This window comes from Bradyrhizobium sp. 930_D9_N1_4, from assembly GCF_052076015.1.
Taxonomy (GTDB): domain Bacteria; phylum Pseudomonadota; class Alphaproteobacteria; order Rhizobiales; family Xanthobacteraceae; genus Bradyrhizobium.
Genome location: NZ_CP197236.1, coordinates 6,680,555 through 6,697,902, shown reverse-complemented (window position 1 = coordinate 6,697,902; position 17,348 = coordinate 6,680,555). Strand labels below are relative to the sequence as shown.

Sequence of the window (17,348 nt, the reverse complement as noted above, 5' to 3'; positions counted from 1 at the left end):
TCCCCGCGTTCGCGGGGACGACGACGGAGTTCGGGTCGCGACACCCGCATCCAACCTTGACCTCCTCGCCCTAATCCGCTCCCTTTGGCGCGACACAATGATCCCCTCGGGGAAAACGCCAAGGTAGCTTCCATGTCTTTCGTCCTCGCCATCGACCAGGGCACCACCTCTTCGCGCGCGATCGTGTTTCGCGGCGATATTTCCATCGCGGCGAAGGCGCAAGCTGAATTTCCGCAGCATTTCCCGGCCTCGGGCTGGGTCGAGCACGAGCCGGAGGACATCTGGACCTCGACCGTGATGGTCTGTCGCGACGCGATCGAGCAGGCCGGCATCAGTGCAAAGGACATCGCCGCGATCGGCATCACCAACCAGCGCGAGACCACTGTGGTGTGGGACCGCGCCACGGGGCAGGCGGTGCACCGCGCCATCGTCTGGCAGGACCGCCGCACCGCCGACATCTGTGCGAAATTGAAGGCCGACGGCCGCGAGCCGATGATCTCGCAGAAGACCGGCCTGATCATCGATCCCTATTTCTCCGGCACCAAGGTCGCCTGGATTCTCGATCACGTCCCCGGCGCGCGCGCGCGCGCCGCGCGCGGCGAATTGATGTTCGGCACCATCGACTGCTATCTGCTCTGGCGGCTCACAGGCGGCAAGGTGCATGCCACCGACGCCACCAATGCTTCGCGCACGCTGCTGTTCAACATCCATACCGGCGAGTGGGACGACGAACTGCTGGAGATCATCGGCGTGCCGCGCTCGATGCTGCCCGAGGTGAAGGATTCTTCGGCGCGCTTCGGCGAGAGCGTGCCTGATCTCTTTGGTGGCGCCATCGCCATCTCCGGCATCGCCGGCGACCAGCAGGCCGCGACCATTGGACAAGCCTGCTTCCGCCCGGGCATGATGAAGTCCACCTACGGCACCGGCTGCTTTGCGCTGCTCAACACCGGCACCACGCCCGTGGTCTCGAAGAACAAGCTGCTCACCACCGTCGCCTACCAGCTCAATGGCAAGCGCACCTACGCGCTGGAAGGCTCGATCTTCGTCGCGGGCTCCGCGGTGCAGTGGCTGCGCGACGGCCTCGGCATCATCAAGCATGCTGCCGAGACCGGGCTTCTTGCCGATCAGTCGGACTCCATGCAGAGCGTCTATCTCGTGCCGGCCTTTGTCGGCATGGGCGCGCCCTACTGGAATCCGCGCGTGCGCGGCGCGCTGTTCGGCCTCACCCGCAACACCGGCCCCGCCGAGCTCGCCCACGCCGCACTCGAAAGCGTCTGCTACCAGACGTTCGACCTCTGGGCCGCGATGCGTGCGGACTGGCCAAGCTCGGAAACCGCCAGTGTCGTGCTCCGCGTCGACGGCGGCATGACCGCCTCCGACTGGACCATGCAGCGCCTCGCCGATCTGCTCGATGCCCCGGTCGACCGCCCCGTGATCCAGGAGACCACCGCGCTCGGCGCCGCCTACCTCGCCGGTCTCCAGGCCGGCGTCTATCCCGAGCCGACCAAATTCGCCGACAATTGGCGCCTCGAACACCGCTTCAAGCCGAACATGAGCCAGGCCACGCGGGAGCGGAAGCTCGCCGGCTGGTCACGCGCCGTGAAGGGCGTGCTGGCGAGCGACGAGGGGGAGGGGTAGTACCCTCTATCCACATCGTCGTCCCTGCGAAAGCAGGGACCCATACCGCGGAGTTTATCTGGAGGTCGCGGTAGGACTACCGAATTCAGAGTCTTCGCCAAACCACTCCCTGTGGGTATGGGTCCCGGATCGGCGCTTCGCTTGTCCGGGACGACAATGGAGTGTGTAGCGAAAGTTCTGGCGTTTCTCCCGATGAAATCGAGCAAGCAAGAATGATCCTCCCCGACGGATATTCCGACGTCCCCGCCGGCAAGATCGCGGCCGTCGTCACGCATTTGGAGATGACCGCACCTCCCGCGCGCCGTGACGATCCTCCCGGCAATTGGTCCCTGCGCAAGGTCGATACGCCCGAGCTTCATTGGTACCGCGATCTCTTCCGCCGCGTCGGCGAGGAATGGCTGTGGTTCTCGCGGGCGCGCATGACCGACGCCGAGCTCGCCGCAATCATCCACGGGCCGCAAATCGAAATTTACGCGCTGGCCTCGGACGGCCGCGATGAAGGGCTGCTGGAGCTGGACTTCCGCGAGCCCGGCCAGTGCGAGCTGGTCTATTTCGGCGTCACCGCTGGCTTGATCGGACGAGGCGCCGCCCGCTTCCTGATGAACCGCGCATTGGAGATTGCGTGGTCACGCGATCTCCGCCGCGTCTGGCTGCACACCTGCACCTTCGATCATCCCTCGGCCGTCGCGTTCTACCAGCGCTCGGGATTCCGCCCCTTCCGCCGCCAGATCGAGGTGGCGGATGATCCGCGCCTTGACGGCACGGCGCCGCGCGATGCGGCGCGGCATGTGCCCGTTATCGAGTAGCGCGCGGCTGCCTCTCCACCGTCATTGCGAGGAGCCCTTGCGACGAAGCAATCCAGGCTGTCTCCGCGGAAAGATTCTGGATTGCTTCGCGGAGCCTGTCATCCGGCCCGCCGGAGGCAGGACCGGGTGGCTCGCAATGACGGAGTGTGACGATCGCGTTCGCCTCACACTCAATAATTATACCGCACCCCAAAACTGAACCCCTGCGCCACCAAGTTCGTCGTGTTGAACACCGGCGCGGGCCGGTTCGGCCCGCCGCCGGCCGGCGGCGGCGTGAGGTTCGGATTGACGGTGGTGTCGATCAGCCCGCCGGCGCGCTGCACGCCGGTCCAGTACAGCACGTCATAGCCGACGGTCAGGCGCCAGCCGGGCGCAACCTGATAACCCGCCTTCAGCGACAGCTCCGGTACCACGGCGAAGCGGGTCTGGTCGTAATGACCGATATTGCTGGACAGCGCGAGGAAGCCGCCCGGGGCCGTCGTGGTGACTCCAGCCACGGTCGAAACCGTCGAGCCCGAAATGTCGGCGCTGTTGAGATTGGCGCCGAGCGCCACCTTGCCGCGCCATTCCAGCGACCATGGGCCATTGCGCCAGTCGCCGGTGAGACCCAGATCGAGGCCGTGGAAGTTGCTCGCCGTCTTGAAATTGTCGGTGGGACTGAAGGTGCCAAAGGCAGGAATGGTCGCGGTATCCGAAATCGTCAGCGTGTCGGACGACCGCAGATAGCGATAGCCGACCAGCGCGCTGACGCGCTGTCCACTCCACGCGCCGAGATCCCAGCGATAGAGCGCGCCCGCGCCGAGCAGGCGCGATGTCTCGCTCGCGTTGACGCTGCCGGTGGCGAGGCCGGGAAAACCTGCAATCAGTGCGTCGGGAAATCCCGTCAGCGCGTTGTTGAAGGGCCGCGCCAGGATCGGATGGGCATTAGAGTCGGCAGCAAAGCCGGTCGAGGCGTTCTCCAACCCGAAGAACGAGGCCTCGATGCCGCTTCTGCGCTGTGAATCAAACCAGTAGCCGACCGTGATGCGTCCGCCCGAGCGCCAGTCATTGTTGACGCTGGAATTGCCGAACAGCACGGTCGTCGTGGGTTGCCCGAGCACGCCGGCCACGCCCAGCGGCGTGCCGACCGGGCTCGTCGTCACCAGCGCCGGCAGCTTGTCGCCGGTCACGCTCCAGGCGAGATACTCCGCTTCGGCCCAGAATGGGTTGAAGTCGACCGGCTTCGGCGGTGCTTTCAACGGGAGGTCGGCGGCCAATGCGTTGCCGCCCGCCAGCACGATGGCCGCAAGTGCCACGCCGATCGATGCCTTCCCAAGCTTCCATCGACCCATACCGCGCCCCCAAGTCCCGCAGAATGAACCACGCGCGATTCTGTTCGACAAGGTGGGGTTTAGGTTGCCTGAACGCGAAAACTTGCAGCTGTTGCCGACGGGCATCGCTCGAAGCCTGGCTCAAAACACCTTCTGCTCCGCCCGCGCCAGCGAAAATCCGTGCTGCATGGCATTGAAGCACGTCAGCCCCGTCTGCTCCGACCGGCAGGTGAATCCCGCGCGCTGCCACACCTCGCCATAGGCGAGCACTGGCAGCGACGGGTCCATGATGGTGTCGCCGGCGCAGATGCGGCCTGCGCTGCCCTTGGCGCTCATCTCGAAGGCGTTGCCCCATTCGAGTTCGCAATCGGCAGGTCGGCGCGGGCGGATCTCCATGTTCATGATGTCGCAGCGGAGCGCGCCCTGACCGTTGTCGGTGAAGAACTGGCAGGCGATGTTCTTCGACGGCGTCTGGAATCCGATCGGGCGGTCCTGAGCGTGGACGATGCTCGCGGCGGTGAGCAGGGCAAGCGCGGTGAATGATCGCAGGTACATGACGAGACCCCGGCTGGGTGGCTGCGTATTGATTCCGCTTTGTCGCGATGAGCGCAACGCTCTCCTTCCAAGATATTTGTTGCAGCAAGGCCGGATTGGCGATGAATTGGACGGCCCTGCCGCGTCCAACGACTGCGAAGAGCGAGAACCATGTTCCTGATCGGCCAGTACGACTCCCCCTTCGTCCGCCGCGTCGCGATTGCGCTGCGGCTCTACGGGCTGGCCTTCGAGCACAGGCCGTGGTCGACCTTCGGCGACGCCGACAGGATCGCGCCATACAATCCACTCCGCCGCGTGCCGACTTTGGTGCTCGATGACGGCGAGGCGCTGATCGAAAGCACCATCATCCTCGATTATCTCGACGAACTGGTCGGCGAGGCAAAGGCGATGCTGCCGCGAAGCGGCGCCGACCGACGAAGGCACTTGCGCATCTGCGCGCTCGCTTGCGGCCTCGGCGACAAGGCGGTGAGCCTGCTCTATGAGCGCGTGCTGCGGAAGGAGCAGCTTGCACTGTGGGTCGAGCGCTGCGAGGCGCAGATTGAGGATGTGCTCGGCGTGCTGGAAGCCGAACGCGCGAAGGTCACGACGCCGTACTGGCTGGGCGACCGCATCGGCCACGCCGACATTGCCGTTGCCTGCGTCGTGCGCTTCACCCGCGAAGCGCATCCGCAACTGTTCGCGCCGTCGCGCTATCCGGCGTTGTCAGCGCATGCCGATCGCTGCGAGGCACTGGCGCCGTTCAGGGAGATCGTGCAGCCGCTGGCGCCGCCGAAGGGGTGAGCCGCATCAAGCGTCTCTACGCGAATCCGATTCTGATCAGGATCGTCAGGAAAAGGCCTCCGACGACGGCGCAGACCGCAGCGCCGATCAGCGGCCCCAGCGCGCCTTCCCGGCTCGCAGGCTCCAGCACCGCATGTCCCGGCTGGTCCGGATCGTAATAGACCTTGACGGTCTGCCCGGGACGATATTTCGCCGCGGCCTTCTCGGCGACCTCGCGCAGCCCGGAGATCATGGTGCCGCCCCAATCGACTTCGGTGCCGATGAAGTCGCGCTTGCCGACCCTGTAAGCGTAGCGCAGGTCGATCTGATAGCGGTATTGGAGCCTGCTGGATCGCGATTTGTCGTCATCGCTCTTCTCCTCGATGACTTCCTCGATCACCTCGCAATGGGTGACCCTGCCGGCCGCTGTCGGCCAGCGCAGGCTGGCGCTCGCCAGCCGGCGGGTCCGGACATAGGAAGCGACGCAGAACACGCCGCCCGCGAGCACGATGACCGGCAGCGCGAACGCGAACAGGGGCACGCCGTTGTTGCTGTAGAGCACGTGACCCGCGAGCGAATGTGCGGTGAGGGTGGCAGCAATGACTGCGAATACGATGGTGAACGCCACCAGCGCCGCGAGGTTCTGCGCGGCGGCGGGTTCGAGCAGGGCCTCGGTCGGTTGCTTCGGATCGACATGGACGTCGACATGCGCGCCGACCGGATATCGTCCGATCAGTTTTGCGGCCAGCACCCGCGTGGTGATGACCTGGCCGCCGACAAAGACCTGGTCGCTTTCCAGTTCCTGGCCGCCGGCCTGATAGCGATAGCGGATGACGGGCTTGGCGTCGTTCTGGTCGTCCGAGGCGTGCGACGCCGGCTGATCGACCCTGGAGACCGTGATGATGCCCTCCACTCTGTCCCAGCTCGCCGCGGCCAGCATTCGGGCTCGCGTGCGGACCAGGTTGAACAGCATCAATCCAAACAGCAGCACCGAGATGCCGGCGGCAATCTGCGTCCACATCAATTGTTGGGCGTCCAGCATCCGAGTCCCCTGCGCTTCGGCGGCGATCGCCTTTGGTCGCGGCGAGCGCGCGTTGCGTTCACGGGCTTGCCGCCGTTTCGGGAGATCGTGCAGCCGCAGGCCGCCGAAGGGATGAATGGCGAAGGTGAGGTGCCGTAGCCCGGATCGAGCGGCTTGTCCGCCGAAGCTCGAAGCTGCGCTCGCAACGACGAGATTCGGGCACACACATCCGCCGGACAGCGAAACGGGCGCGATAGGCGATGATGGAGTATTACAGGTGTTTTGCCCGACGGCGCAAGCCGACTTCGGCAAGACCGAAAAATCTCAACCCTTTCAACCCCATCCCTACTGTGCATGGGGTTGTTTTCTCACTTTTTGGTTTTGGCGCGCAGGCGGGACTATCCCGCCCCCGCGCGTTTCTTCTGCCAGACCAGATGCACCGCGCAGGTGCAGCCCGGCGGATGCGAGGCGAGGTCCTTCGACGTTTCGTCGTTCGCAGGCGTCGCCGCAAAGGCCTTGCCGCTGTCCTCGCGTGACGGGATGTAGTTCAGGACCGGTGCGAGCCAGCGCTCGGTCTCGGCGACGCTCATGCCCTTGCGCGCGGCGTAGTCCTCGACCTGGTCGCGCTCGATCTTGCCGACGCCGAAATAATAGCTCTCGGGGTTCGCGAAGTAGAGCCCTGATACGGATGAGCCCGGCCACATCGCAAAGCTCTCGGTCAGCTTCACGCCTGCGGTGGCTTCCGCGTCGAGCAGCTCGAACAGCGTCGCCTTCTCGGTGTGATCGGGCTGCGCGGGATAGCCGGGCGCGGGACGGATGCCCTGGTACTTCTCCAGGATCAGATCATCGGGGGAGAGCGCCTCGTCCGGCGCGTAGGCCCAGAACTCGCGGCGCACGCGGGCGTGCATGCGTTCGGCAAAGGCTTCCGCAAGGCGGTCGGCCAGCGCCTTGCACAGGATCGACGAGTAGTCGTCATTGGCCATCTTGAAGCGGTCGGCGACCGCATCCTCGCCGATGCCGGCCGTGACCACGAAGCCGCCGACATAGTCGGGCACGCCCGCGGGCGCGATGAAGTCGGCGAGCGCCGCGTTGAAGCGGCCTTCGCGCTTCTCGAGCTGCTGGCGCAGCGTGTGCAGCGTCGCGATGCGCTTCGTCCGGCTCTCGTCGGCATAGAGCACGATATCATCGCCCTGCGCATTCGCCGGCCAGAAGCCGACCGTGGCGCGGGCCCGGAACCATTTCTCCTTGACGATGAGGTCGAGCATCTTGCGCGCGTCGTCGTAGAGCGAGCGTGCGACTTCGCCGACCTTGTCGTCGTTGAGAATGGCGGGGAAGCGGCCGGCGAGCTCCCATGTCTGGAAGAACGGCGTCCAGTCGATATAGGGTACGAGCTCGGCGAGGTCGTATTCGTCAAAACTCCTGGTGCCGAGGAAGGTCGGCTTCACCGGCTTGTTCGCCGCGAAGTCGACCGGCACGCGGTTGGCACGCGCCACATCCAGCTTCAGCCGCTTCTTGTCGGCCTGCGCGCGGAAATGTGCGTCGGAGATCTTCGCGTACTCGGCGCGCACGTCGGCCGCATAGGTGTCGCGCTTCTCCGGCGACAGCAACGAGGAGGCGACGCCGACGGCGCGGCTGGCGTCGTTGACATGCACCACGGGACCGGAGCGATAGCTCGGGTCGATCTTCACGGCGGTATGCACGCGGCTTGTGGTGGCGCCGCCGATCAGCAGCGGCAGCTTGAGGCCTTCGCGCTGCAATTCGCCGGCGAAGAACGCCATCTCGTCGAGCGAGGGCGTGATCAGGCCGGAGAGGCCGACGATGTCGGCCTTCTCCGCCTTGACGGTCTCGACGATCTTGGCGGCCGGCACCATCACGCCGAGGTCGATGACCTCGAAATTGTTGCACTGGAGCACGATGCCGACGATGTTCTTGCCGATGTCGTGGACGTCGCCCTTGACGGTCGCGAGCACGATCTTGCCGGCGGACGAACTCTTGCCGGTGTCGATGCCGCTGGCGGCGTTGCGTGCCTTCTCCTCTTCCATGAAGGGCATCAGCCAGGCCACCGCCTGCTTCATCACGCGGGCGGATTTCACCACCTGCGGCAGGAACATCTTGCCGTCGCCGAAGAGGTCGCCGACCACGTTCATGCCGGCCATCAACGGACCTTCGATCACGTCGAGCGGGCGTGACGACGTCTTGCGGGCTTCTTCGGTGTCCTGCTCGATGAACTCGGTGATCCCATGGACCAGCGAATGCGACAGCCGCTTCTCCACCGGCCATTCGCGCCAGGCGAGATCGGCTTCCTTGGTCTGGGTCTTGTTGCCGCGGAATTTTTCGGCGAGCGCCAGCAGGCGCTCGGATGCGCCCGGGTCGCGGTTGAGAACGACGTCTTCGCAGACCTGACGCAGCTCGGCGTCGATGTCGTCATAGACGATCATCTGCCCGGCATTGACGATGCCCATGTCCATGCCGGCCTTGATCGCGTGATACAGGAACACCGAGTGCATGGCCTCGCGCACCGGCTCGTTGCCGCGGAACGAGAACGACAGGTTGGAGACGCCGCCCGAGATATGCGCGTGCGGCAGGTTCTGGCGGATCCAGCGCGTCGCCTCGATGAAGTCGACGCCGTAATTGTTGTGCTCCTCGATGCCGGTCGCGATCGCGAAAATGTTCGGATCGAAGATGATGTCTTCCGGCGGGAAGCCGACGCGGTCGACCAGGATGTCGTAGGCGCGCTTGCAGATCTCGGTCTTGCGCTTGAACGTGTCGGCCTGGCCGACTTCGTCGAACGCCATCACGACCACGGCCGCGCCGTGGCGGCGGGCGATGTTGGCCTCGTGAATGAACTTCTCTTCGCCTTCCTTCATCGAGATCGAGTTGACGACCGGCTTGCCCTGCACGCATTTCAGGCCGGCCTCGATCACCGAGAACTTCGAGGAATCGACCATCACGGGGACGCGTGCGATGTCGGGCTCGGCGGCGACGAGGTTGAGGAAGGTCACCATCGCGGCTTCCGAATCCAGAAGCCCTTCGTCCATGTTGACGTCGATGATCTGCGCGCCGTTCTCGACCTGGTCGCGTGCGACCTGGAGCGCAGCGGTGTAATCGCCGTTGGTGATCAGCTTGCGGAATTTCGCGGAGCCCGTGACGTTGGTGCGCTCGCCGACGTTCACGAACGGAATCGCGTCGGTCAGGATGAACGGTTCGAGACCGGAGAGCCGCAGCCGCGGCTCGATCTCGGGGACGATGCGCGGCTTGTGCGGGGCCACGGCAGCGGCGATCGCCGCGATATGGTCCGGCGTGGTGCCGCAGCAGCCGCCGACGATGTTGACGAGGCCGGACGCGGCGAACTCGCCGACCAGGCGTGCCATGTATTCCGGGGTCTCATCATACTGGCCGAACTCGTTGGGCAGCCCGGCGTTCGGGTAGGCGCAGACCAGCGTATCGGCGACGCGGCCGATATCGGCGATGTGGGCGCGCAGGTCTTCGGCGCCGAGCGCGCAGTTGAAGCCGATGGTGATGGGCTTTGCGTGCCGCACCGAATTCCAGAACGCTTCCGGCATCTGTCCGGAGAGCAAGCGGCCTGATTTGTCGGTGATGGTGCCTGACACCATTACGGGCACGTCGATGCCGCGCGCTTCGGTGATCTCGGCGATCGCATAGAGCGCCGCCTTGGCGTTGAGCGTGTCGAAGATGGTCTCGACCAGCAGCAGATCGACGCCGCCGTCGAGCATGCCGTTGATCTGCTCGCCGTAGGACTTGCGCAGGTCGTCGAAGGTGACGGCGCGGTAGCCGGGATTGGAGACGTCAGGCGAGATCGAGGCGGTGCGATTGGTCGGGCCGATGGCACCCGCGACGAAGCGCGGCTTGCCGTCCTCGGCCTCGACGCGGCGAGCAGCATTGCCGGCGAGGCGGGCGCCTTCGCGCGCCATTTCATAAACGATGTCGGTGAGGTCGTAATCGGCCTGCGCGATCGAAGTGGTCGAGAACGTGTTGGTCGCGACGATGTCGGCGCCGGCGCGCAAATAGGCGGCGTGGATGTCCTCGATCGCCTGCGGCTGGGTGATGATCAGCAGATCGTTGTTGCCGCGCAGGTCACGATGAAAATCCCTAAAGCGCTCGCCGCGGAAGGCGGCTTCGTCGAACTGGAGGTTCTGGATCATCGTGCCCATGGCGCCGTCGAGCACGAGGATGCGTTCGCGCGCGGCATTGAGCAGGGCAGTTCGCTTGGGAGACACGGGAATGGTCATTTTATCCTAGGCCGCCTTCTGCGCGCTCTTGGCGCGGATGCCGAGCAAATGGCTGATCGCGAACACGAGATCGGCGCGGTTCATGGTGTAGAAATGGAAGGTGTCGACGCCGTTCTTGGCGAGCTTCTGCACCTGGCCCGCCGCAACGGTCGCGGCCACCAGCTTGCGGGTCTCGGCGTCGTCGTCGAGGCCATCGAACTTCGCGGCGAACCAGTCCGGCACGGTCGTGCCGGCGCGGGTGACGAAATTACGGGCCTGTTTGAAATTGTGCATGGGCATGATGCCCGGCACGATCGGGATATTGATGCCGCGGGCGCGGACGCGGTCGAGATAGCGGAAGTAGAGATCGTTATCGAAGAACACCTGGGTGATCGCGCGCGTCGCGCCGGCATCGACTTTTGCTTTCAGCGTGTCGATATCGGCGTCGAAGTCCCGCGCTTCGGGATGCTTCTCGGGGTACGCCGAGACCGAGACCTCGATATCAGCGTGCCGCTTCTTGATCCCCGCAACGAGCGCATCGGAGGTCTGATAGCCGTCGGGATGGCTCGAGTAGGCCGTACCGATGCCGCTGGCGGGATCGCCGCGCAGGCCGACGATGTGGCGGACGCCGACCTCGTGATAGCGGTCGACGATCTCGTCGATCTCGCCGCGCGAGGCGCCGACGCAGGTCAGATGCGCGGCCGGCAGCAGCGCGGTCTCCTTCAGAATGCGCGAGATGGTCGAATGGGTGCGCTCGCGGGTCGAGCCGCCGGCCCCATAGGTCACCGAGACGAATTTTGGGTCGAGCGGGGCAAGCCGGTTGATGGTCTCCCAGAGATTGCGCTCCATATCTTCCGTCTTGGGCGGGAAGAATTCGAAGGAAATGGCCGGCCGCTTTACGGCGAGGTGCCCGTCGGTGTGGGCAGGCATCGTCAGATCGGTCATGGCACCACTCACTCCAGGGCCTTGCCAGATTTCGGCGGCCGGCGGTCAGATCTAGGTTGGGAGACGCTAAGATAGGGCAAAGACGGGTTTCTCGACAGCCCATCGGAGATGGGAAATGGCCCACTTTTATCTTTTGATGAGAATTGTTACTCAGATTTGAGGCTTGGGTGGGAAATGGTGGCGTCCTAAAAATACAATTTATATCAATATATTGACCGCGATATAGGCTGTTCGAGGACGAATATTGATCGGTGGGCAGTGTGAAGTCTGTGTTGCTATGACCAAATCCAGCCCACTGCGTCCGATCGGCCCGCCGCCGGTATGCGCGGCCGGCGCGCGCCAGATCTGCGAGTCTGCCCATTGCTGCCCTGCAAGCCTTCACTAGGTTACCTCGCCATGATCCCGCTCTCAGTCCTCGACCTCTCCGTCGTCACCTCAGGCACGAAACCCGCCGCGGCGCTGCGCAACAGCATCGACTTGGCCCGGCATGTCGACGGCCTCGGCTATGTCCGCTACTGGCTCGCCGAGCATCACAACCTCGCCTCGGTGGCGAGCCCTGCACCCGACGTGATGATCGGGCAGATCGCGGCGGTGACGAAGCATATCCGCGTCGGCTCAGGCGGCGTGATGCTGCCCAACCACGCGCCGCTGGTCGTGGCCGAGCGCTTCAAGATGCTGGAGGCGCTGTTTCCCGGCCGCATCGATCTCGGCCTCGGACGTGCGCCGGGCACTGACGGCGCCACGGCTTACGCGCTGCGCAGTCGGCTCGACCGCCGCGAGGGCGACGATTTCCTGGAACGGCTGCACGAATTGATCCTGTGGCAGACCCGCGAATTCCCGGCAGGCCACCCCTACCACAACGTCGTCGCGATGCCCGACGACACGCCGCTGCCTCCGATCTGGTTGCTCGGATCCAGCGATTATTCCTCGGAGCTCGCTGCCCAAGTCGGCATGGGCTTCGCCTTCGCCCATCATTTCGCGTCCCACGATGCGATCGATGCGATGATTCATTATCGCAATCGCTTCCAGCCCTCCGCCTGGAGCGCCAGCCCGCGCGCGATCCTCGCCGTCGCTGCCATCGCGGCAGAAACCGACGAGGAAGCCGAAAAGCTCGCGACGTCGTTCGACCTCAACCGCCTGCGCCGCGACCGCGGTCAATACTTGCCGCTGCCGAGCGTCGAGGAGGCGCTGGCCTATCCCTATACGGAATCCGAGCGCACCTCGATCAAGCGCAATCGCTCGCGCCTGTTCGTCGGCAATCCCGAGACGGTGCAGAAAAAGCTTCGGCCGCTGATCGATGCCAGCAAGCCGGATGAGTTGATGGTGATCACGGCCGTGTATGATCACGACGCGCGGAAGAAGTCGTATTCGCTGCTGGCGGATGCGTTCGGGCTTAAGGCCGCCGCGTAAGGTGGTGTTGTGCCCCGGACGCAGCGCAGCGCTTCTTCAGCGGTGCGCTGCAGAGCCGGGGCCCATCTATCCGCGAACAGAACTGGGTCCCGGCTCTGCGCCGCAGCGTTGCACGCTGCAGCGCGTCCGGGACACGAGACTAATCCTGCTGCGTCTCGCTGAACGTCGCGCGGAAAGGGTGCCCCGGATACACGCCGACGATGCGGAATTCGCGCGAGAAGAATTTCAGCTCCTCGATCGCAAACGCCAGGCCCTTGTCGTCGGGATGGCCGTCGACATCGGCATAAAACTGCGTGGCGAAGAAATTACCGTCGACCATGTAGCTTTCGAGCTTGGTCATGTTGACGCCGTTGGTGGCGAAACCGCCAAGCGCCTTGTAGAGCGCGGCGGGCAAATTGCGCACCCGAAATACAAAAGTCGTGACCAGCGGGCCGGACCCTTGCGTGGCCCATTTCGGCTCGCGCGCCAGCACCACGAAGCGCGTGGTGTTGTGGGCCTCGTCCTCGATGTCCTCGGCGAGGATGTCGAGGCCGTAGATCTTTGCGGCGAGGCGCGAGGCGATCGCGGCGACCGATTTGTCGTTGCGCTCGGAAATGTCGCGGGCGCTGCCGGCGGTGTCGGCGTGCACGATCGGCTTGATGCCGAGCTTTCGGATGATGCGCCGGCACTGGCCGAGCGCATGGACATGGCTCTCGACGGACTTGATGTCGGAGATCTTGGTCCCCTTCACGGCCATCAGCTGATGGCGGACGGGAAGAAACCATTCGCCGATGATGAACAGGCCGGAGGCCGGCAGCAGATGATGGATGTCGGCGACGCGGCCGGCGACCGAATTCTCGATCGGGATCATGCCGAGATCGGCCTCGCCCGACGAGATCGCCGACAGCGCGTCCTCGAAAGTGGCGCAGGGCATCGGTTCGGCGTCGGGATAAGCCTCGACGATGGCGATGTGGGAATTGGCCCCGGGTTCGCCCTGGAATGCGATTTTCATCTTGCTCATGACGGGCCTTGTAACAGCGGCTCAGGATTTGGAAAGGAGGCTGCGCGCGGTCTCGAGATCGGCCGGCGTGTCGACCCCGCGGGGCACGGTATCGACGATGGTGAAGTCGATCCGCATTCCGGCCTCCAGCGCACGGAGCTGCTCCAGCTTCTCCTGCAATTCCAGCGGCGAGGGCGGAAGCCGGACGTAGCGCTCCAGCGCGGCGCGGCGATAGGCGTAGAGGCCGATATGGTGGTAGCGCGGTCCGTCTCCAGTCGGCGCGGTCGCGCGGGTGAAATAAAGTGCGCGCATGCGCCGGCCCCCGAGCGAGGTTCCAATCGCCTTCACGACGCTGGGCGCGAGGTCCTCTTCCTCGGTGTGGATCTGTGAAGCCAGCGTGGCGATGTCCACGGCCGGATCCTCCAGCGGCGGCAGCACCTCGCGGATGTTCTGGATCGTGATCGTGGGGAAGTCGCCCTGCAGATTGACCACGATCTCGGCCTTCCCATCGGGATCGAGTTTCTGCATGGCCTCGTGGATGCGGTCCGAGCCCGATGGGTGTTCGGAGCGGGTCATCACGGCCTCGCCGCCATGGGCGGTCACGACCGATGCGATCTCGGCGGTATCGGTTGCCACCGCAACCCGGCCGATTCCGGCGGCCTCCGCCCGTCGCATCACATGCACGATCATCGGCAGGCCCGCGATGTCGGCGAGCGGCTTGCCAGGCAGGCGGGTGGCGGCCATGCGGGCCGGGATCAGCACCAGGATGCGGGGATCGGTCATGGGGTCAAAGGTTTGGGTTCAAGGGCCTGGAAAGGGTATGTTTTCCGCACCGAGAAATGGGGTGGGGACGGGCTGAAAGCCGGGTCGCTTATACGGGTTGCCAGACCCCGGGCAAACCGATATCTCAATGGCAAAACTCGGGGAAACAATAAGGAACGTTTGATTCTCTGAGGCTCGTCCTGGCGGCCCGCGCGGCCGCTATTTCCTTACTGCGGTGTGGGGCCTGGCCGGAAATGGACTCTTTCGAACTCAATAAAATCATGGGTGCCGTGCTTGGTACCTGTCTCTTTCTTCTGGTGACCAGCTTCACCGCGCAGGCGCTGTTCTCGCCCAGGATGCCGGAAAAGCCGGGCTTCGAGATCGCCGTGAAGGAAGACGCCGGCCACGGCAAGGAAGGCGGCGCTGCCGCCGCGCCATCCGAGCCGATCGAAAAGCTGCTCCAGACCGCCTCCGTCGAGAAGGGTGCTTCCGCCGCCAAGAAGTGCGGCGCCTGCCACACCTTCGAGAAGGGCGGCCCGAATCGCGTCGGTCCGAACCTCTATGGCGTCGTCGGCGAGGCCCGCGGCGAAGGCCGCGGCGGCTTCAACTTCTCTGCCGCAATGAAGGCCAAGGGCGGCACCTGGTCGATCGACGATCTCAACAAGTTCATTGCCAATCCGAAGGGCTTCGTGCCGGGCACCGCGATGGGCTTCGCCGGTATCCAGAAGGATTCCGAGCGCGCCGACGTCATCGCCTATCTGAATTCGCTCTCGGAGAGCCCCAAGCCGCTGCCGACGGCAGCGAAGTAAGGCCCCCAAAACCCGTCTTGGAATATGCGGCCAGGCTGAAAAGCCTGGCCGTTTCCGTATCCGGGGCTCGCGGTGAGTTTATCGGGGCGTTTGGCCGCATCGGATGGGCTGGCCGGGCTTCCAAGATGAGGAAAAAGCAACATATTCGGTCGAAACCTCGCCTATATTGAGCACTTAAAGGGGTAACCTCCTTCAAGATCAGGAATGTTGATTTGGCCATTACCCGACGCGATCTCCTGCTCACCGGCACTGCGGCCGCAGCGCTTCCCGCCCTCGGTTCCGTGGCGGGCATTCCCGTCGTCGGCGCGGCGCAAGCACAATCCGCAAGCGAGCTTCCCTGGCGCCACGCGCTGTCGCTGTTCGGACAGGTCAAGTACCCCGCGGACTTCAAGCGCTTCGATTACGTCAATCCGGACGCGCCCAAGGGCGGTGTCGCGCGCCAGATCGCGGTCGGGACCTTCGACAATTTCAATATCGTGGTGGCTGGTGTGAAGGGACAGGTCGCCGGTGCTGTCGGGTTCATCTACGAATCCCTCACGACGGCCTCGCTCGACGAGGTCTCGACCGAATACGGCGCGCTGGCCGAAGCCGTCAGCCACCCGGACGATTTCTCCTTCGTCACCTATCGGTTGCGGCCGCAGGCCAGATGGCATGACGGCAAGCCGGTGACGGCGGACGACGTGATCTTCTCACTGGAGTCCTTCAAGAAGCACCACCCGATGTACTCGGCCTATTACAGCCATGTGGTGAAGGCCGAGAAGGTCGGCGAGCGCGAGGTGAAGTTCACCTTCGACGCGCCCGGCAACCGCGAACTGCCGCAGATCGTCGGGCAGCTCACGGTGTTGCCGAAGCACTGGTGGGAAGGGACCGACGCGCAGGGCCGCAAGCGCGACGTCTCCGCCACCACGCTCGAAATTCCGCTCGGCTCCGGCCCCTACAAGGTCAAGGAATTCGTTGCCGGACGCTCGATCGCGCTGGAGCGCGTCAAGGACTATTGGGGCCGCGATTTCGCTGCCAATGTGGGCCGCAACAATTTCGACGAGATGCGCTACGAGTATTTTCGCGATGCCACCGTGGCGATCGAGGCGTTCAAGGCCGATCAGGTCGACTGGCGCACGGAGAATAGCGCGAAGAACTGGGCGACAGCCTACGACTTCCCGGCCGTGACCGAGAAGCGGGTGATCCTCGAGGAGTTCGCCAATCGCAGTTCGGGCGTCATGCAGGCTTTCGTACCGAACCTGCGCCGCGCCAAGTTCAAGGACGCCCGCGTGCGTCGTGCGCTCAATTATGCGTTCGACTTCGAGGAGATGAACAAGCAGATCTTCTATGGTCAGTACAAGCGCGTCAGCAGCTATTTCGATGGCATCGACGAGCTCATGGCGACCGGGTTGCCGCAAGGGAAAGAGCTGGAGATTCTCGAAACTGTCCGCGCCGAAGTCCCGCCCGAAGTCTTCACGACCGCCTATACCAATCCTGTCAGCGGCAGTCCTGAAGCCGTGCGCGATAATCTGCGCGAAGCGCTGCGCCTGCTGAAGGAGGCCGGCTACGAGGTGCGCGACCGCAAGCTGGTCGACGTCAAGACCGGCGCGCAGTTCACCCTGGAGCTGTTGAACCAGGATCCGAGCTTCGAACGGGTCACGCTGTTCTACAAGCCGTCTCTGGAGCGGCTCGGTATCGCCGTCAGCGTGCGCACGGTCGATCCGACCCAATACGAGAACAGGACGCGCGAGTGGGATTTCGACATCGTCACCAACTCATGGGGCGAGTCGCAGTCGCCGGGCAACGAGCAGCGCGAGTTCTGGTCGTCCAAGACGGCCGACATCCCTGGTTCGCGCAATATTGCCGGCATCAAGAATCCGGCGATCGACAAGCTGATCGAACGGTTGATCTATGCTACCGGCCGCGACGATCTCGTCGCGGCAACCAAGGCGCTCGACCGCGTGCTGCTGTGGAACAACTACGTCATTCCGCAGTGGACCTATTCGAAGGTCCGCACCGCGCGCTGGGATCGCTTCGGCCGGCCGGCGGAACTGCCCAAATACGGTCAGTCCGGCTTCCCGTTCATCTGGTGGTACGACGCGGACAAGGCGGCACGGATCGCAAAGAAGTCGTGAAGGACGCTTCC

At 64.4% G+C, this 17,348-nt stretch carries 13 protein-coding genes; 6 read left to right on the top strand and 7 right to left on the bottom strand.

All coding sequences use genetic code 11. The annotated features are described in order from the left end of the window. Positions 1-132 precede the first annotated feature (132 nt). Both glpK and AB7532_RS31835 read left to right on the top strand, forming a co-directional pair. Positions 133-1,638, top strand: coding sequence for a glycerol kinase GlpK (gene glpK / locus AB7532_RS31840; protein ID WP_441238617.1), 1,506 nt, complete (start codon positions 133-135; stop codon positions 1,636-1,638). A gap of 212 nt (positions 1,639-1,850) precedes the next feature. Continuing rightward, positions 1,851-2,444: a GNAT family N-acetyltransferase gene (locus tag AB7532_RS31835; protein WP_441238616.1), complete on the top strand. Its 594-nt coding sequence runs from the start codon at positions 1,851-1,853 to the stop codon at positions 2,442-2,444. Positions 2,445-2,614: 170 nt separating this feature from the next. Here the strand turns inward: AB7532_RS31835 and AB7532_RS31830 are convergent, their stop codons facing one another. Together AB7532_RS31830 and AB7532_RS31825 are read right to left on the bottom strand one after the other, a co-directional pair. Beyond that, entirely contained in the window at positions 2,615-3,775 is a 1,161-nt protein-coding gene (locus tag AB7532_RS31830) for a BBP7 family outer membrane beta-barrel protein (protein ID WP_441238615.1), read from the bottom strand. Between the two features lie 120 nt (positions 3,776-3,895). Next, positions 3,896-4,309 (bottom strand): DUF6636 domain-containing protein, encoded by a 414-nt coding sequence (locus AB7532_RS31825; RefSeq protein WP_441238614.1) that lies wholly within the window; start codon positions 4,307-4,309, stop codon positions 3,896-3,898. Positions 4,310-4,459: 150 nt separating this feature from the next. Here AB7532_RS31825 and AB7532_RS31820 point away from each other — a divergent pair, with 150 nt between their 5' ends. Continuing rightward, the gene (locus tag AB7532_RS31820; RefSeq protein WP_441238613.1) at positions 4,460-5,089 is read left to right on the top strand and encodes a glutathione S-transferase family protein; all 630 of its coding nucleotides are present in this window, start codon (positions 4,460-4,462) and stop codon (positions 5,087-5,089) included. Between the two features lie 16 nt (positions 5,090-5,105). Here AB7532_RS31820 and AB7532_RS31815 read toward each other — a convergent pair whose 3' ends face one another. The 3 genes from AB7532_RS31815 to metF all read right to left on the bottom strand — a co-directional run bounded on the left by AB7532_RS31815 (position 5,106) and on the right by metF (position 11,263). Next, the gene (locus AB7532_RS31815; protein ID WP_441238612.1) at positions 5,106-6,110 is read right to left on the bottom strand and encodes a DUF3592 domain-containing protein; all 1,005 of its coding nucleotides are present in this window, start codon (positions 6,108-6,110) and stop codon (positions 5,106-5,108) included. A 377-nt stretch (positions 6,111-6,487) separates the two neighbouring features. Continuing rightward, a complete protein-coding gene (gene metH, locus AB7532_RS31810; protein ID WP_441238611.1) occupies positions 6,488-10,339 on the bottom strand; it encodes a methionine synthase in 3,852 nt (1,283 codons plus the stop codon). Between the two features lie 6 nt (positions 10,340-10,345). Next, positions 10,346-11,263 carry a methylenetetrahydrofolate reductase [NAD(P)H] gene (gene metF / locus AB7532_RS31805; RefSeq protein WP_441238610.1) on the bottom strand — a complete coding sequence of 306 codons (918 nt, stop codon included), beginning with the start codon at positions 11,261-11,263 and terminating at the stop codon, positions 10,346-10,348. 396 nt (positions 11,264-11,659) lie between these two features. Here metF and AB7532_RS31800 point away from each other — a divergent pair, with 396 nt between their 5' ends. Beyond that, positions 11,660-12,673 carry an LLM class flavin-dependent oxidoreductase gene (locus tag AB7532_RS31800; RefSeq protein WP_441238609.1) on the top strand — a complete coding sequence of 338 codons (1,014 nt, stop codon included), beginning with the start codon at positions 11,660-11,662 and terminating at the stop codon, positions 12,671-12,673. Between the two features lie 139 nt (positions 12,674-12,812). On the opposite strand, the gene AB7532_RS31795 is transcribed toward AB7532_RS31800, so the two are convergent. Both AB7532_RS31795 and AB7532_RS31790 read right to left on the bottom strand, forming a co-directional pair. Further along, positions 12,813-13,673 carry a prephenate dehydratase gene (locus AB7532_RS31795; RefSeq protein WP_441238608.1) on the bottom strand — a complete coding sequence of 287 codons (861 nt, stop codon included), beginning with the start codon at positions 13,671-13,673 and terminating at the stop codon, positions 12,813-12,815. 21 nt (positions 13,674-13,694) lie between these two features. After that, entirely contained in the window at positions 13,695-14,435 is a 741-nt protein-coding gene (locus AB7532_RS31790) for a 3-deoxy-manno-octulosonate cytidylyltransferase (RefSeq protein WP_441238607.1), read from the bottom strand. A gap of 233 nt (positions 14,436-14,668) precedes the next feature. Between AB7532_RS31790 and AB7532_RS31785 the strand changes: the two genes are divergently transcribed. Beyond that, positions 14,669-15,223: a c-type cytochrome gene (locus tag AB7532_RS31785; protein ID WP_441238606.1), complete on the top strand. Its 555-nt coding sequence runs from the start codon at positions 14,669-14,671 to the stop codon at positions 15,221-15,223. A gap of 212 nt (positions 15,224-15,435) precedes the next feature. Further along, the gene (locus tag AB7532_RS31780) at positions 15,436-17,337 is read left to right on the top strand and encodes an extracellular solute-binding protein (RefSeq protein WP_441238605.1); all 1,902 of its coding nucleotides are present in this window, start codon (positions 15,436-15,438) and stop codon (positions 17,335-17,337) included. Positions 17,338-17,348 lie beyond the last annotated feature (11 nt).